13 protein-coding genes and 1 tRNA gene are annotated in these 14,403 nt (G+C 62.0%); 5 read left to right on the top strand and 9 right to left on the bottom strand.

Annotated features, from left to right (window positions below; genetic code table 11):
- The 3 genes from IWX77_RS15955 to IWX77_RS15945 all read left to right on the top strand — a co-directional run.
- A partial coding sequence (locus tag IWX77_RS15955) for an RHS repeat-associated core domain-containing protein (protein ID WP_196845537.1) occupies positions 1-933 on the top strand: 933 nt, incomplete at its 5' end.
- Positions 934-1,599: 666 nt separating this feature from the next.
- Entirely contained in the window at positions 1,600-2,262 is a 663-nt protein-coding gene (locus IWX77_RS15950; protein WP_196845536.1) for a hypothetical protein, read from the top strand.
- 1,210 nt (positions 2,263-3,472) lie between these two features.
- Positions 3,473-3,622: a hypothetical protein gene (locus IWX77_RS15945; protein ID WP_196845535.1), complete on the top strand. Its 150-nt coding sequence runs from the start codon at positions 3,473-3,475 to the stop codon at positions 3,620-3,622.
- Positions 3,623-3,953: 331 nt separating this feature from the next.
- Here the strand turns inward: IWX77_RS15945 and IWX77_RS15940 are convergent, their stop codons facing one another.
- The 6 genes from IWX77_RS15940 to aceE all read right to left on the bottom strand — a co-directional run bounded on the left by IWX77_RS15940 (position 3,954) and on the right by aceE (position 11,585).
- Entirely contained in the window at positions 3,954-5,189 is a 1,236-nt protein-coding gene (locus IWX77_RS15940; protein WP_196845534.1) for a beta-ketoacyl-[acyl-carrier-protein] synthase family protein, read from the bottom strand.
- A gap of 104 nt (positions 5,190-5,293) precedes the next feature.
- Positions 5,294-5,542 carry an acyl carrier protein gene (locus IWX77_RS15935; protein WP_196845533.1) on the bottom strand — a complete coding sequence of 83 codons (249 nt, stop codon included), beginning with the start codon at positions 5,540-5,542 and terminating at the stop codon, positions 5,294-5,296.
- 58 nt (positions 5,543-5,600) lie between these two features.
- On the bottom strand, positions 5,601-6,605 hold the full coding sequence (locus IWX77_RS15930; RefSeq protein WP_196845532.1) for a beta-ketoacyl-ACP synthase III: 1,005 nt from the start codon (positions 6,603-6,605) through the stop codon (positions 5,601-5,603).
- A gap of 17 nt (positions 6,606-6,622) precedes the next feature.
- Positions 6,623-7,543, bottom strand: coding sequence for an ACP S-malonyltransferase (locus IWX77_RS15925; protein ID WP_196845531.1), 921 nt, complete (start codon positions 7,541-7,543; stop codon positions 6,623-6,625).
- Positions 7,544-7,649: 106 nt separating this feature from the next.
- Positions 7,650-8,852: a PucR family transcriptional regulator gene (locus IWX77_RS15920; RefSeq protein ID WP_105036859.1), complete on the bottom strand. Its 1,203-nt coding sequence runs from the start codon at positions 8,850-8,852 to the stop codon at positions 7,650-7,652.
- Between the two features lie 6 nt (positions 8,853-8,858).
- On the bottom strand, positions 8,859-11,585 hold the full coding sequence (aceE, locus tag IWX77_RS15915; RefSeq protein WP_196845540.1) for a pyruvate dehydrogenase (acetyl-transferring), homodimeric type: 2,727 nt from the start codon (positions 11,583-11,585) through the stop codon (positions 8,859-8,861).
- Between the two features lie 260 nt (positions 11,586-11,845).
- Here aceE and IWX77_RS15910 point away from each other — a divergent pair, with 260 nt between their 5' ends.
- Complete coding sequence (locus IWX77_RS15910) at positions 11,846-12,316, top strand: peroxiredoxin (protein ID WP_196845530.1); 471 nt, start codon at positions 11,846-11,848, stop codon at positions 12,314-12,316.
- Positions 12,317-12,388: 72 nt separating this feature from the next.
- Positions 12,389-12,461: transfer RNA gene (locus IWX77_RS15905), tRNA-Val, on the top strand.
- A gap of 355 nt (positions 12,462-12,816) precedes the next feature.
- Here IWX77_RS15905 and IWX77_RS17270 read toward each other — a convergent pair.
- The 3 genes from IWX77_RS17270 to IWX77_RS15890 all read right to left on the bottom strand — a co-directional run bounded on the left by IWX77_RS17270 (position 12,817) and on the right by IWX77_RS15890 (position 14,167).
- Positions 12,817-13,359: a hypothetical protein gene (locus tag IWX77_RS17270; protein ID WP_327012252.1), complete on the bottom strand. Its 543-nt coding sequence runs from the start codon at positions 13,357-13,359 to the stop codon at positions 12,817-12,819.
- A gap of 160 nt (positions 13,360-13,519) precedes the next feature.
- Positions 13,520-13,735 (bottom strand): hypothetical protein, encoded by a 216-nt coding sequence (locus IWX77_RS15895; RefSeq protein ID WP_196845528.1) that lies wholly within the window; start codon positions 13,733-13,735, stop codon positions 13,520-13,522.
- A gap of 234 nt (positions 13,736-13,969) precedes the next feature.
- A complete protein-coding gene (locus IWX77_RS15890; RefSeq protein ID WP_196845527.1) occupies positions 13,970-14,167 on the bottom strand; it encodes a hypothetical protein in 198 nt (65 codons plus the stop codon).
- Between the last annotated feature and the right edge of the window lie 236 nt (positions 14,168-14,403).

Here is a 14,403-nt window from a genome sequence, read left to right as displayed (position 1 = left end):
GCCCAACGCACCAGCACCCCACCCGGCGGCCCCGCCAGCACCATCCGATACACCTACACGAACGAATCCGACAGCCCCTACGGCGTCCTCGACAGTGCCAGCGTGCGCATCCAACGCACCATCGCCCTACCCGGAGGCGCCAGCGTCCAAGTGAACGCAGCCGGCTCACAAACCTGGTTCTACCCCAACCTCCACGGCGACAACATCATGACCGGAAACGGCACCGGAACCCTCAACAGCTACGACCCCTTCGGCCAACCCATCGACCCCGCCACCGGAAACATCGGCACCCTCACCGCCGACGACACCACACCCGATAACCTCCCCGGCACAGCCGACTACGGCTGGCTCGGCCAACACGACCGACTCTACGAACACCAAGGCTCCATCGCCACCACCGAAATGGGCGCCCGCCAATACATCGCCGCCCTCGGACGCTTCCTCGAAACCGACCCCGTCGCAGGCGGCACCGACAACGACTACAGCTACCCGAACGACCCAATCAACCAGTACGACCTCGACGGCAACATGGCCGCTGTACTACTTGGAATGCTGGCCTTCGGTGCAGCAGACGCCTGGAATCCCGTCGGTTGGGTCGTGCTCGCGGCCGTGGTCGTGGTCGGTGCCGTATACCTCGGAGCACTTATCTACGAAAAGACGAGGGGGAGTACCGTTCTGCGCGTAAAGGCAAAATCCTCTGGAACATCGCAGAACAAGACGATCATCAAGAAGGGCAAGGTTGCAAAGGTCAAGAAAGATAGCGGCCAGCTATACCCCAGCAGAGACGCGGCCCGGAAAGCAGCATTGGGCGATTCCGGTCGGGCTGGGCCGGGAGCATGCTTCCGCGGCCCATGCAAGACTGGCAACCACGTACATGTGGATTACAAGAATTCGTGTAAGAAAATCCTCTGGACGCAACACTACAGGTGGTGATGGGTAGGGATATTTAGATCAGCCTTACGATTTCGGTGAGATAAAAAGTCGCACCGTTACCAGGAATGGCCAATCACGACACGGGCTCCAGCGCCGAAATGCTGCTGCGCCATCTCACCGAAACTGTAAGGCTGATTTAGATGCCAAGAAACCACGCTCAAGGTACGGACGCATGGGACGAGACCGGAATCGAATACTCCTTCCAAGGGGCCTTCGTGGACAGCCGGGACGCCGCTCGCAGATTGAAATACGGCGCACGGCTCGGCGTTCTCCAAGATTGGGGAACAGACAACTCGATCCAATGGCTGACCGTGCCTGTATTTAGCGGATCAAATGCTCTGAAATCCTTACACCGGTGGTTCAAGGACCAGCTCCAGGGAATTGAGAACCCAAGTTTTACTCATTGGCTGGAAGTCTCCGGGTCGGGCGAAATTATCCTACTTTGGGACGATTGCTCAGCCTTACGATTTCGGTGAGATAAAAAGTCGCACCGTTACCAGCAATGGCCAATCACGACATGGGCTCCAGCGCCGAAATGCTGCTGCGCCATCTCACCGAGATCGTAAGGCTGCGATTGCTTCGATGATGGATCCTGTTAACGTGAGACGCGTCCGAACTGGTCTGCGTGACACGTTCGCTGTCCGGGCAATGGACTAACCTCGGGCCATGCGAGAAAACAGTGAAGAATATTCCTGGGACACCCAATGGACGCCGGCGGCGAGAACTGCCCTCATGACCGCCGGTGTCGAGTTGCTAGCGTCAATTTCGGCGCAACTCGAATTCTTTCTTACGGCGAACCTCGGGACACCATGGGCTGATAAATTAAGGATAAACGAGGCGGTGGAATCCGCCGCTATTGTGTATGCCAATGCACAACTCGAGCTCACGGGAAATGCATTTCCCTTTGGAATCATCATTAGCGAGCACGAGGACGACAATGCGGACGACGAGGACGACGAGGACGAGGATTCGCAGTTGATATCCCGCCTGAGCGTATTGCAGCGTGCAGACTACGGGGTCGTTGATGAAGGCGAAGTTCTTACCGCCGGGCGCACTAAGTTCCTCGAGAACCGGCCAGGTGAATCAGAGAGTAACGCCCTATCGACCATTAGCAACTTGGGCGCGGCGTTATACGAATTGGCGCACGCGGACGGCTGGGAATCACTTGACAGAGCTCCTGGACTGGTGCCGTTGGGATCGATCATTCAGGTGCTCGAGCCCGCTGACGAAATCCAGCTAACAGAAGGGCATCCAGAAGTTGCTGAACCTGACAATAACTTCTCTGCCGGCGGGTCCGTTCTCTACACGGAAGTGAATCGATATCGCTAAATCAACTATGGGCTTGTCGTTATTCGGCGAGCACAGCTCTCGTCGAGGCAACAAAGTAACGGGCGCTTTCCCTCTCCGTTTTCGCGGCCCTCCAGGATCAAGAAACTTCAACCAAGCCCTCCTCGCCCTCGCCAGCGCCGCTGCAAAGTCCTCTGCGCCGTGATGCGCAACGGCACACTCTACGAGAACGACCCCCGAAAAAGCACGTCCTCGCCGCTTGACAAAACTGTGAGTCTTGGGGTGGCTGGTCCGGTCTGACCCTGACCGGTTCAATTGACGTAATGTGGGGGGCAAAAGGTGAATTTTAGTAGCTTGGGCGCCCTCGAGGCCGTGCTGGAATATTCGAGAGCCCGTCTCTCGACTGAGGGGGTTGCCTCCGAGATGGAGACGCTGCGACCCGAAGGGCTTGTCTTCGGTCGTGAAGGTATGGAAGGAGTCCAACTCACCTGCGGGGATGACGGTCGTTCAGTGTCTTTGTGGCTAGAGGACGTCAATAGCGTCTGGCTCGTATTCGAAACCTCAGGTTGCGAAGCGAACACGCTTCTGCTGGACGTTCCGGACTCGTTTTCGAAATTGATCGTGAAGCTGTTGACCGGACGGTTCTCCCGCCATCCTCCATTCCTAGGTTTCCAAGACGGATCACGGTTTCCGACGGGCAATCTCGACTTGGACTGACCTGCTACATGACTCGCGGAACGACGTAACCGCATCGCGTGTACCAACCCTCGGGGGCGCGACAGCATGGGCGTCCCGACCTCGTCGTTGCCGCCTCGAAAGCTCTGGCGAGGTGCTTGTCGAGGTAGTGCTCGGATGCGAGGTCGGTCAGGGATGTGTGCGGAATCGTCCTTAACGAACGACGAAAGGCCCCCGAGAAATCGGGGGGCCTTCTCCTGCTCGGCTGCGCTGGCGCGCTCGTGGCACGGACCCTGTCGCTGCCGGGCGGGGTGACCGTATCGATCCCTGCCATGGGCGCCGAGATCTGGTCGTATCCGAACCTGCACGGCGACATCGTCGTCACCGGCGACGGCGATGGTCTCCGGGCGACCGGTATCGCCTTGTACGATCCGTTCGGACAGCCCCTCGACCGGGCGACCGGGGGTATCGGCACGATCGCGGCCGACGACTCGGGGCCTACACGGACGCCGACTACGAGTGGCTCGGCCAGCACCAGAAGCTCTTCGAACACGCTGGCGGCATCGCCACCATCGAGATGGGAGCACGGCAATACGTCCCGGCGCTCGGCCGGGTCTTGGAAGTCGACCCCGTCGAGGGCGGAGTCGACAACGACTACGGGTACCCGCACGACCCGATCGATGAGTTTGACCTCAACGGAGAGTTCAAGGTCGACTGGTGCTCGTAGCCGACATCGCAATGGTTGCGCTCATGTTGGGGCCAGCTCACGAAACGGAATAAATACCACGGCGAGTTTCCGCCCCTGCGCCGCCCCGAAGACTCTTAGCGTGTTATTGCGTTTCGTGAGGTGGCCCCTGGACGCCACCAGAGCTCGCTCAGATCGGACCCGGTCCGACGTTAGCGTGACTTTTCGTACCGATGTTCCTCGTGCCCCGTGACCTTCCCGGCGACAATCCCACGACGTCATAGTCTGTGCCCGCTACGGCCGGATACGGTGTATCTCCGACCAGAAATGACCCCGTCCGGTCCCGGACGGGGTCATTCTCATCTGCCGAACCTTAGATCGAGCGGAACGCCACGACGGCGTTGTGGCCGCCGAAGCCGAAGGAGTTGCTCAGCGCGAGCAGGTCGCCGGCCGGGAGTGCCCGCGGTGTGGTGACCACGTCGAGCGGAATTTCCGGGTCCTGCGACGTGAGGTTGATCGTTGGTGGCGCAGTGCGTTCGGCAAGAGCCTTCACCGTAAAGAAGGCTTCCAGAGCGCCGGCGCCACCGAGCAGGTGGCCAGTCGAGGCCTTCGTCGCCGACACCGGGATGCCGTCGAGCAGGTCTCCGAAGACACGCTTGAGAGCGTTGTACTCGGCGATGTCCCCGACCGGGGTGCTCGTGGCGTGGGCATTGATGTGGGACACGTCGGCGAGGGCCGCCCCTGCGTTCTGAATGGTCGACACCATTGCACGGGCGGCCGCGGATCCCTCGGGATCCGGCGCGGTCACGTGGTATGCGTCGCTGTTGACGACGCCGCCGAGCAGCTCGGCGTAAATGTGGGCACCGCGGGCCTTGGCGTGCTCTTCGGTTTCGATGACGAGGGCGGCAGCGCCCTCGCCCAAAACGAAGCCGTCGCGGGTCACATCGTACGGGCGGCTCGCCGTCGCCGGGTCGTCGTTGCGGGTCGACAGGGCATGCATCGCGGCGAATGAGGCGATCGGGAGCGGGTGGATAGCGGCCTCGGAGCCACCGGCGATGACGATGTCGGCCAGTCCGGACTGCAGCCGATTGTAGGCGTTGACGAGGGCCTCGGTACTCGACGCGCACGCGGAGACCACGGTGGTGATGCCAGCGCGGGCATGCAGGTCCATTCCGATGGCCGCTCCCGGACCGTTCGGCATGAGCATCGGCACGGTCATCGGAAGCACGCGGCGGGGGCCGCGTTCGCGCAGGGTGTCCCACGCATCCAGCAGGGTCCACACTCCGCCGATTCCGGTGGCCCAGTCCACGGCGAGTCGTTCGGGCTCGACGTCGGGGGAGCCTGCATCGGCCCAGGCTTCACGTCCGGCGATGAGCGCGAACTGGCTGGACGGGTCGAGGCGCTTGATCTCAAATCGCTGCAACACATCCGCGGTTTTCACGCGTGCCTGTGCGGCAAAAGTTACGGGGATCGCTGTCTCAGCGACCCAAACCTGCTCCAGGGTGGTGGTGCCCGATTCACCGGCCAGGAGGGCCGTCCAGGTGTCGACCGCCGTACCGCCCAGCGGCGTAGTGGCACCGATACCGGTGATAACGATTTTCTTGGTCATAAGTCAACTCTCCATGGAACGACAAACGTGTGGGCCGGAGCGTCGTGGCACCAGCCCAATGAACAGGTCGGCCGATTACCGGCCGACCTGGTTCAGGCTTGGGCCTAGTCCTGTGCCTTCACGATGAACTCAACCGCGTCACCGACGGTCTTGAGGTTCTTGACCTCTTCGTCGGGAATCTTCACGTCGAACTTCTCTTCCGCATTGACGACAATGGTCATCATCGAGATGGAGTCGATGTCCAAGTCGTCGGTGAAGGACTTTTCCAGCTCAACCGTGTCGGTTGCAATTCCGGTCTCGTCGTTGATGAGCTCGGCCAGGCCGGTCAGAACTTCTTCGGTGGACAATGCCATGTTATTTCTCCTTGAGGGTGTCTCGGTTGACCGAGACCTAGTTTAGGGGGTGGGTAGGTCAGGGCAGCACAACGACCTGAGCGCCGAACACGAGTCCGGCACCGAAGCCGATCTGCAGGGCAAGCCCGCCGCTGAGTTCGGGGTGTTCCTCCAGCAGGCGGTGGGTGGCAAGGGGGATGGACGCCGACGAGGTGTTACCGGTCGTGGCAACATCACGCGCAATGACAACGGATGCCGGCAGCTTGAGCTGCTTGGCGAACTCATCGATGATGCGCATGTTGGCCTGGTGCGGAATGAACGCGGCCAGGTCGGCGCTGTCGATTCCGGCAACTTCGAGGGCTTTCTTGGCGACCTTAGCCATGTCCCATACCGCCCAGCGGAAGACCGCAGGGCCCTCCTGACGCAGGGTGGGCCAGGCTGATTCGCCGCGGCGATATTCCTGCATCGTGTGGTCCATCTGGATAGTCTCCGCCTTCGAGCCGTCCGAGCCCCACACGGTTGTGGAAATGCCCGGGTAGTCGCTCGGGCCGATGATGACGGCGCCGGCGCCGTCGCCGAGCAGAAAGGAGATGCTCCGGTCGGCCGGGTCGACGAGTTCGGAGAGTTTCTCCGCGCCAATGACGAGCGCGTAGTGCGCGGCGCCGGTGCGGATCAGGGCGTCGGCCTGGGCGACGGCGTAGGCATAGCCCGCGCAGGCAGCGTTGATGTCATAGGCGGCTGCCGGGGTGGTGCCGACCCGGTCGGCCACCACGGCAGCGATCGACGGGGTCTGGCGGCTGTTGCTGATGGTGGCGACGATCACGGCGTCAATGAGAGTGGGGTCGATGCCGCTTCTTTCGATGGCCTCACGGGCGGCATCCGTCGCCAGGTCGACCGCGTCAACGTCCTGGCCGGAGCGGGCGCGGGTGATAATTCCGGTGCGTTGTTGAATCCACTCATCCGATGAATCGATGGCCTCAACGAGATCGTCGTTGGGTACGAGGTGTTCACCGCGGGCAGCGCCCACCGACAGAATGCGGGTGTACTGCGGTCCGTGGGACTGCTGGAGTGTGGGCTTAGTCATTGTCTCTCTCATCAGATTCAGGACTGCTGGTCGATCATGGACCAGGCGGCGGGCAGGTCGTCCGGGGTCTTGATGGCGACGCTGTGGACGCCTTTCAGGGCTCGTTTCGCGAGACCAACGAGGGCGCCTGCGGGCGCGACCTCGATGATTCCGGTGACTCCCGCCGCAGCGAAAGCCTCCATGCACCTGTCCCACCGTACCGGCGAGGACACCTGCCCGACGAGCAGGTCCACAAAACGGATGCCGTCGCTCACCTGGCTTCCGTCGCGGTTGGTCCAGATGGGGAGGGTCGGATCGGTGGGGCTGAGCGAGTCGGCGACCACGGTCATCCGTTCAACGGCCGGTCGCATATACCGGGTGTGGAATGCACCTGCGACCTGTAATGGCATGACCCTGGCACGGTGCGGGGGAGTAGCGGCGAGGGCGGCGAGGGCGTCGAGAGCGCCGGCGACAACAATCTGACCGCTACCGTTGAAGTTGGCCGGTTCGAGGCCGAGTTCGGTGACTCGGGCGAGCAGCTCGGTCTCGTCCGCGCCGATCACGGCGCTCATGCCGGTGGGAATGAGGGCGGCGGCGGACTGCATCGCCAGACCGCGCTCGCGCACAAAGCGCACGGCGTCGGCGGTTTTCAGGATGCCGGCACCGGCGGCAGCCGTGAGCTCACCGACCGAGTGGCCAGCGATGCCGGCGATGTGGTCTCGGCGGCCATCCGTGAGCAGCGCCTCGAGGGTGAGGATGCCGGCGGCCACAATCAGAGGCTGGGCGATCGCCGTGTCGCGAATGGTGTCGGCGTCACTGACCGTGCCGTGGGCGACGAGGTCCAGGTCGACGTCGTCGGAGATCTGCCGGAGCCCGGCAGCGAAAGCGGGCAGCGCAAGCCAGGGTTCGAGGAATCCGGGAGTTTGGGAGCCCTGACCCGGGCAGACGACAACGATCACTTAATTAGTCTTCCAATCTGGTGACGCAAATGAATGTGCAGATGGCACTAAGTATCCAAGAAAGCTTTGTCGTCAGCCGCACATTCGCGGCGTTTCTTGGCGTGGATCAGCGGCGACGGGTTGAACCGTCGTGGTCGCTGATCGAGCCGATGATCAGCGCTGACTGCAAAATAAGGGCCTCCCGGGCTCCGGTGGCGTCGTAGCCGATGACCTCGGACACCCGTTTCAGGCGATAGCGCACGGTGTTGGGGTGCACGAACAATTCGCGCGCGGTTGCCTCGAGTGAGCGGCCATTGTCGAGATAGCACCACAGGGTGGTGAGCAGTTCGGTGGAATGCGCCTGCAACGGACGATAGATGCGATGGATGAGCGTGGCCCTGGCGAGCGGATCGCCGGCGAGGGCACGCTCGGGGAGCAGATCATCGGCCTGAACCGGTCGGGGCGCATTGCGCCACGACCTGGCGACGGCGAAGCCGGCCAGCGCGGCCTTCGCGCTCTTCGACGCGTCAACGAGGTTGGGTACCTCATGCCCGAGCACCAGGTGCCCAGGGCCGAAAATCGGTTCGAGCTGCATGGCGATCTCCATGAAGGTCAACGCCGCAGCCGTGCCGACGTCTTCGCTGTCGGCCGGGGCTGGGCGCGCGCGACCGATCACGAGCACGAGACGGTTCCCCTGAACGCCGATCAGTACGTCCGCGGCCATGTGCCGGGCGGCGCGGCGCAGCTGGTCGACGTCGAGCATCTGCGGCGTGGTGCCGACCAAAACACAAACTTCGCCGTGGCCATGCCAGCCGAGCGCCGCGATCCGGCTGGGCAGTTCGTCGTCATATTCCCCACTGAGAATGGAATCAACGACGAGAGCTTCCAGGCGCGCGTCCCAGAGGCCGCGCGCCTCGGCAGCGCGAGCATAGACATCCGCAGCCCCAAACGCGATTTCTCGCGAATAGAGCAGAATCGCCTCCCGCAGCGCCTCACCGCCGTCCTTGACGCGTTCCTCGACGACTTCAACGGTCACGCGAATGAGCTGCAGCGTCTGCTGCAGACTCACCGAGCGCAGCAGCTCCCGTGGAGCGGCGCCGAAGACGTCCGCGGCGATCCACGGAGTTGACCGGGGATCGTCGAACCACGAGATGAAACTGGTAATCCCGGCCTGGGCGACGAGGCCGACGGCGGACCGCCGTCCTGGAGGCATATCGCCATACCAGGACAGCGTGTCTTCGAGTCGTTTGAGCGTCTGGGTCGACAACTCGCCGGAGATGGTGCGCAGCCAGTTGAGAGTCTGCTCTTTCGTCTTGGGCGCCGGTGCCACGGTTTCTTAGCTCTCGCCCCCGGCAGAGCCAGTGGTGCCCGCGCTCACATCGTGCAGGCGATACTTGGCAATAGCCTGGGCGGCGAGGCTTCGGTCCACTTCGCCGCGGCGGGCGAGCAGTTCCAGGGTGCGCACGACCATCGACGGACCGTCGATCTTGAAGAAACGGCGGGCGGCCGGACGGGTGTCCGAGAAACCGAAGCTGTCGGCACCGAGCGTCGCGAAGTCGCTCGGGACGAACTGCCGAATCTGGTCGGGAACGGCGTGCATGAAATCCGACACGGCGACGAACGGGCCGGCGGCGCCTTCGAGCTTCGTGGTGACGTACGGGATGCGGGGCTCGTCGTCGGGGTTGAGGAAGTTGTGTTCCTCGGCAGCGAGACCGTCCCGACGCAGCTCGGTCCACGAGGTGACCGACCAGACGTCGGCCGAGATGCCCCAGTCTTCGGCGAGCAGTTGCTGGGCTTCCAGCGCCCACGGCACGGCGACGCCGGAGGCGAGCAACTGCGCCTTCGGGCCGCTCACAGTGGATGCGCTCACCCGGTGAATACCGCGCAGGATACCGTCCACGTCGACATCGGCAGGCTCCACCGGCTGCACGGTCGGCTCGTTGTACACCGTCACGTAGTACATGACGTTTGGTTCCGTGTGCGTTCCGCCGTACATGCGCTCGAGTCCAGCGCGCACGATGTGGCCGATCTCATAGCCGTACGCCGGGTCGTAGGAGACGACGGCCGGGTTGGTTGACGCCAGCAGCGGTGAATGACCGTCGGCGTGCTGCAGACCTTCACCGGTCAGCGTCGTGCGACCGGCCGTAGCACCGACGATGAACCCACGGCTCATCTGGTCACCCGCAGCCCACAGGGCGTCTCCGGTGCGCTGGAATCCGAACATGGAGTAGAACACGTAGACCGGAATCAGCGGTTCACCCTGCGTTGCATAGGAGGTGCCGACATTGGTGAAGGCCGCGGCGGCGCCGGCCTCGTTGATGCCGACGTGCAGAATCTGGCCCTGCGGGCTCTCCTTGTAGGCGAGCAGCTGAGCGTGGTCGACCGAGGTGTAGTGCTGGCCGCTGGGGTTGTAGATCTTCGCGTTCGGGAAGAACGCGTCGATGCCGAAGGTGCGAGCCTCGTCGGGAATGATCGGAACGATGCGGTTTCCGAAGTCCTTGGCGCGCAGCAGCTCCTTGAGCAGACGCACGAACGCCATGGTTGTGGCGATCTCCTGCGTTCCGGACCCCTTCTTGGCGATGGCGTAGGTCTCATCACCGGGCAGGTTGAGTTTGGTGTGCGCGGTGCGACGCTCCGGCAGGTAGCCGCCGAGCGCACGACGACGCTCGTGCATGTACTCGATCGCCTCGTCCTTGTCGCCGGGAGTGTAGTAGGGCGGCAGGTACGGGTTTTCCTCGAGCTGGGCATCCGTGATCGGCACGTGCATGCTGTCACGGAACGACTTGAGGTTGTCGAGGGTCATCTTCTTCATCTGGTGGGTCGCGTTGCGTCCCTCGAAGCTCGGACCGAGGCCGTAGCCCTTGATCGTTTTGGCGAGGATGACGGTGGGCTGGCCGGTGTGCTCCGACGCGGCCTTGAACGCGGCGTAGACCTTGCGGTAGTCGTGGCCACCCCGCTTGAGGTTCCAGACCTCGTCGTCGGTGAGATGTTCGACGAGCTTCAGCGCACGCGGGTCCCGACCGAAGAAGTTTTCGCGCACGTAGGCGCCGCTTTCGGCCTTGTAGGTCTGATAGTCACCGTCGGGCGTGACGTTCATCAGGTTGATTAGGGCGCCGTCTACGTCGTTCTTCAACAGGTTGTCCCACTCGCGACCCCAGACCACCTTGATGACGTTCCAGCCGGCACCGCGGAAGAAGCTTTCGAGCTCCTGAATAATTTTACCGTTTCCGCGCACCGGGCCGTCGAGACGCTGCAGGTTGCAGTTGATGACGAAGTTGAGGTTGTCGAGGCCTTCGTTGGCGGCGACCTGCAGCTGGCCGCGGCTTTCCACCTCGTCCATCTCGCCGTCGCCGAGGAACGCCCAGACCTGCTGGTCGCTGGCATCCTTGATGCCCCGGTTGGTCAGGTAATGGTTGAGCTGCGCCTGGTAGATAGCGTTGATCGGGCCGAGACCCATGGATACGGTGGGGAACTGCCAGAATTCCGGCATGAGGCGCGGGTGCGGATACGAGGAGATGCCATCGGGGGCGTGCGACTTTTCCTGGCGGAATCCGTCGAGCTGGTTCTCCGTCAAGCGGCCCTCGAGGAATGCGCGGGCGTAGGTGCCGGGGGAGGCATGGCCCTGAATGAAAATCTGGTCGCCCCCGCCCGGGTGGTCCTGGCCGCGGAAGAAGTGGTTGAAACCGACTTCATAGAGTGCAGCGGATGAGGCATAGGTTGAGATGTGACCGCCGACCGCGATGCCGGGGCGCTGTGCGCGGTGCACCAGAACGGCAGCGTTCCATCGAATCCACGCGCGGTAGCGGCGCTCGATGTCTTCGTCGCCCGGAAAATCGGGTTCGTTCTCCGGCGCGATGGTGTTGATGTAATCCGTCGTCGGAACCATGGGAACGCCCAGATGCAGTTCTTTCGACCGCTTCAACAAGCTGAGCATGATCTCGCGTCCGCGTTCGTGGCCGTGTTCGGCAACGAGCGAATCAAGGGATTGCGACCACTCCGCCGTTTCCTCCGGATCGGAGTCGGCGTTGTTCGTCGAGTATGGGTCTTGGTCGTTGACCGTCACAGTCGACCTCTCTCTGGGGTTCATGCAGCGATGGTGCTCCGTGGTGACACAATTCGACACCACGGTGGGCACGTGCCGTAAATGAGCAGGTTGGATAACAACCAGGGGCACCACGTAAGCCTACAGATTTCGTTCGTTGTCCGCGTACGGGGTGGCCGCCGCCGAAAAGGTGCGAGTTCTGTGAATCCGCGCACATTGCCGGGCTAGAGTGTGTCACTGGCCAATCCGTGCGCCTCTCGCGCACCAGAAAAGGAGCACACATGGCTCTCGAGAACGACACCCAGGCACCCGACTTCAAGCTCATCAACCAGTTCGGCGAAAGCGTTCAACTCAGCCAGTACCGGGGAATGAAGTCGGTCGCCCTCGTTTTCTTTCCCCTGGCATTCTCGGGGATATGCAGTGGAGAACTGTGCGAGCTTCGTGACAACCTCGCTCTGTTCGAGGACGGCGGTGTCGAGCTGATAGGAATTTCGGTCGATTCTCGACACGCCCTGCGCGCCTTTGGCGAACAGGAGAAATACACCTTCGACCTGGTCGCCGATTTCTGGCCTCATGGCGCGGTCGCCAAGGAATATGGCGTTTTTCTTGAGGAGAAGGGATTCGCAAATCGTGCGACTTTTTTGATTGATCCGAGCGGGATCATCCGGGCCAGCTTCATCACCGCACCGGGCGAAGGGCGTTCGATCGACGCTTATCGAGCCGCCCTCGAGCAGCTCGCGCCGGTTCTCTGAACTCAACGGGTCGGCAAACGCTTACCGGCTCTGACGTATACTGAACAGACCCCGACCAGTGCGTCGTCGTCGGGGCCTTTAGCTCAGTTGGTAGAGCGCCACGTTTACACCGTGGATGTCATCGGTTCGAGCCCGGTAGGGCCCACCCATAAAACCTGAGGTCAGAGCAGGTTTTCAGCCTCATCGTGAGCAATTATTTTGTCGGCAAGCGTCTCTCGTGTTGGTGGCGGATTCTTGCGGGTACTTGACTGGATCGAGTCATGGGGCGCTCGCACCGGCACACACAGCAACGAACAGGATCCCGCAATGTCTGCGAGGTCCTTCTTATACTTTGTGCCGTTTAGCTGGCCGTCTTCTTGATAGAGATGGCTGCTGCTTCTCTCTGCAGGTTTGCTTTCCGAAGCCGCTGCACGAATGGCTGCAAGTAATTACACAGAGTCTGGAGCGCCGGGCGGCGATGATGCAGCCATCGGATTGGCTGATACAGCTGCTCGATCCGGTTACTGCGGTAGAGGCTCGTGGAGGCGGTCTCGCAGTTCCTGAATTTGGCTGGGCATTGCGGCGAACTCGAAGTGGCCCTGCTGAGCGTCCAGGGAGACGATGTGCAACTGCGGATTGATTGTCCACAGCTGCCGAAACGGTGGGCGTCGCCCGGTGTCCTCACCCAGAATCACATCATCGAAGCGCTGCTTGACGCCGCTGGGGATGCGGAGCTGGAATCGGTAGCGTTCGAATACGATCGCGTCGCCTCCAACCTCCAGTCGACCGTGGCGCCACTTGCTTCCAGGCTCGCGGACCGCGCCCTCGATCCTGTCTCCGACGAGTCGCCGACCGAGCAGAAGACCAACGATCGTCGCCGCCACGGCGATGGCAACCCCTAAGACAGATCCGGCAACAAACGCCCACCAGGGAATCTTGACCTGTCCGCCGATAATTTGGGGGAGAAATACAAGAACAACGACTAGTCCGATGACGACGCCCGCGAGCTGGCTGGCTATGCGGAAACCTGACTCCCGCAGCGGTGCCCGATTGCGTGGCTTCACGATGTCCCTTCCCTTTGTTCGTCTGAGCAAGCTCAGCTTGCTCGATCGCGTTCGAGACTGTCAAGGCAACGCCGTCAAGCGGGCAGACGGGTCGCGCACTTTTGTACCGCTGACGGAACCATCCCCCCGGCGAAGACCTGATCTCAGTGGCAAAGATCCCTCATCGCCCAGACATCATCTGGCACCGATAGAGCCCGGCTACACGACCTATTGCGAAGAAAATGGCGCTCAGCGGGATGAAGAATGCCCGAATAGCCCAGAGATTTGCCAGCTCAGTGATTCCAAACGCGACCTCCACCGCGCCGATGATTGGGAAAGCACAAGCGGCTATCTTCAGCGATGTCTTGGCCATGTGGTCACGAATACGGTCGCGCATCCCTGTTTATGGTCTCGCGTCCGAGGCGGTGGCCAGCATGATGACATTGATTTCCATCTGTCCTGACCAATCGAGCGACTTGGACGACCAGTTGTTGCGACACATTCAGGAATCGTGGCGGCTCGCGCTGTCAAGGCCATCAAGAACGGCCCACTGGCCATGAAGACTGCCCAGTCACGGCCAATAGATCTGCCTACCAGGATTTGGCGGCGTTGGCCATGCTCGGGAGGTGTGTTAGCTCATCGGAGTCACGCCCTTCCCGGCGAGGGCCTGCGTGTGACCGCGCGGACTTCCTTGGGCAGGCTCCACGTCATCGCGGCGGTGCGCGGTGCTCCCGGGGCGAGCATCAGCGTGCCGCGTGACCAATTCGTGGTCGCTCGAGTCGCGATCCGTCGAACCGTCCTCATCGATGATCTTCAGACTGTGCGACATTCACCCCCGGCCGGCGCTTCTCAGGGCAGCGCGAGACGTTGACGTACGGTCGATGCACGTATTTTCCCTGAGCAGGGGCCACTCGAGATTGGGGCGGTGACGTTGTTTTTAAACGGGCCGGAAGCAATCACCTCAGCCAGTTCAAGGACGCCGGAAAAATTGCCCAGAGTGCCGCGAGTCAGGTTCTGTGCCGATCGCTGGCGTCGTGAACATTAAAGGCAAATCTGGAAGATAAT

It is taken from the genome of Cryobacterium sp. CAN_C2 (genome assembly GCF_015751745.1).
Lineage (GTDB): Bacteria > Actinomycetota > Actinomycetes > Actinomycetales > Microbacteriaceae > Cryobacterium.
Note: the sequence above shows the minus strand (reverse complement) of the source record. Positions and strands in the feature narration are given on the sequence as shown.

What these genes read in the sequence shown, in the direction of transcription:
- IWX77_RS15940 (WP_196845534.1), bottom strand. Translation starts at nt 5,189, where the DNA reads ATGACCAAGAAAATCGTTATCACCGGTATCGGTGCCACTACGCCGCTG.
- IWX77_RS15935 (WP_196845533.1), bottom strand. Translation starts at nt 5,542, where the DNA reads ATGGCATTGTCCACCGAAGAAGTTCTGACCGGCCTGGCCGAGCTCATC.
- IWX77_RS15895 (WP_196845528.1), bottom strand. Translation starts at nt 13,735, where the DNA reads ATGCGCGACCGTATTCGTGACCACATGGCCAAGACATCGCTGAAGATA.
- IWX77_RS15930 (WP_196845532.1), bottom strand. Translation starts at nt 6,605, where the DNA reads ATGACTAAGCCCACACTCCAGCAGTCCCACGGACCGCAGTACACCCGC.
- IWX77_RS15945 (WP_196845535.1), top strand. Translation starts at nt 3,473, where the DNA reads ATGGGAGCACGGCAATACGTCCCGGCGCTCGGCCGGGTCTTGGAAGTC.
- IWX77_RS15950 (WP_196845536.1), top strand. Translation starts at nt 1,600, where the DNA reads ATGCGAGAAAACAGTGAAGAATATTCCTGGGACACCCAATGGACGCCG.
- IWX77_RS15890 (WP_196845527.1), bottom strand. Translation starts at nt 14,167, where the DNA reads ATGTCGCACAGTCTGAAGATCATCGATGAGGACGGTTCGACGGATCGC.
- IWX77_RS15910 (WP_196845530.1), top strand. Translation starts at nt 11,846, where the DNA reads ATGGCTCTCGAGAACGACACCCAGGCACCCGACTTCAAGCTCATCAAC.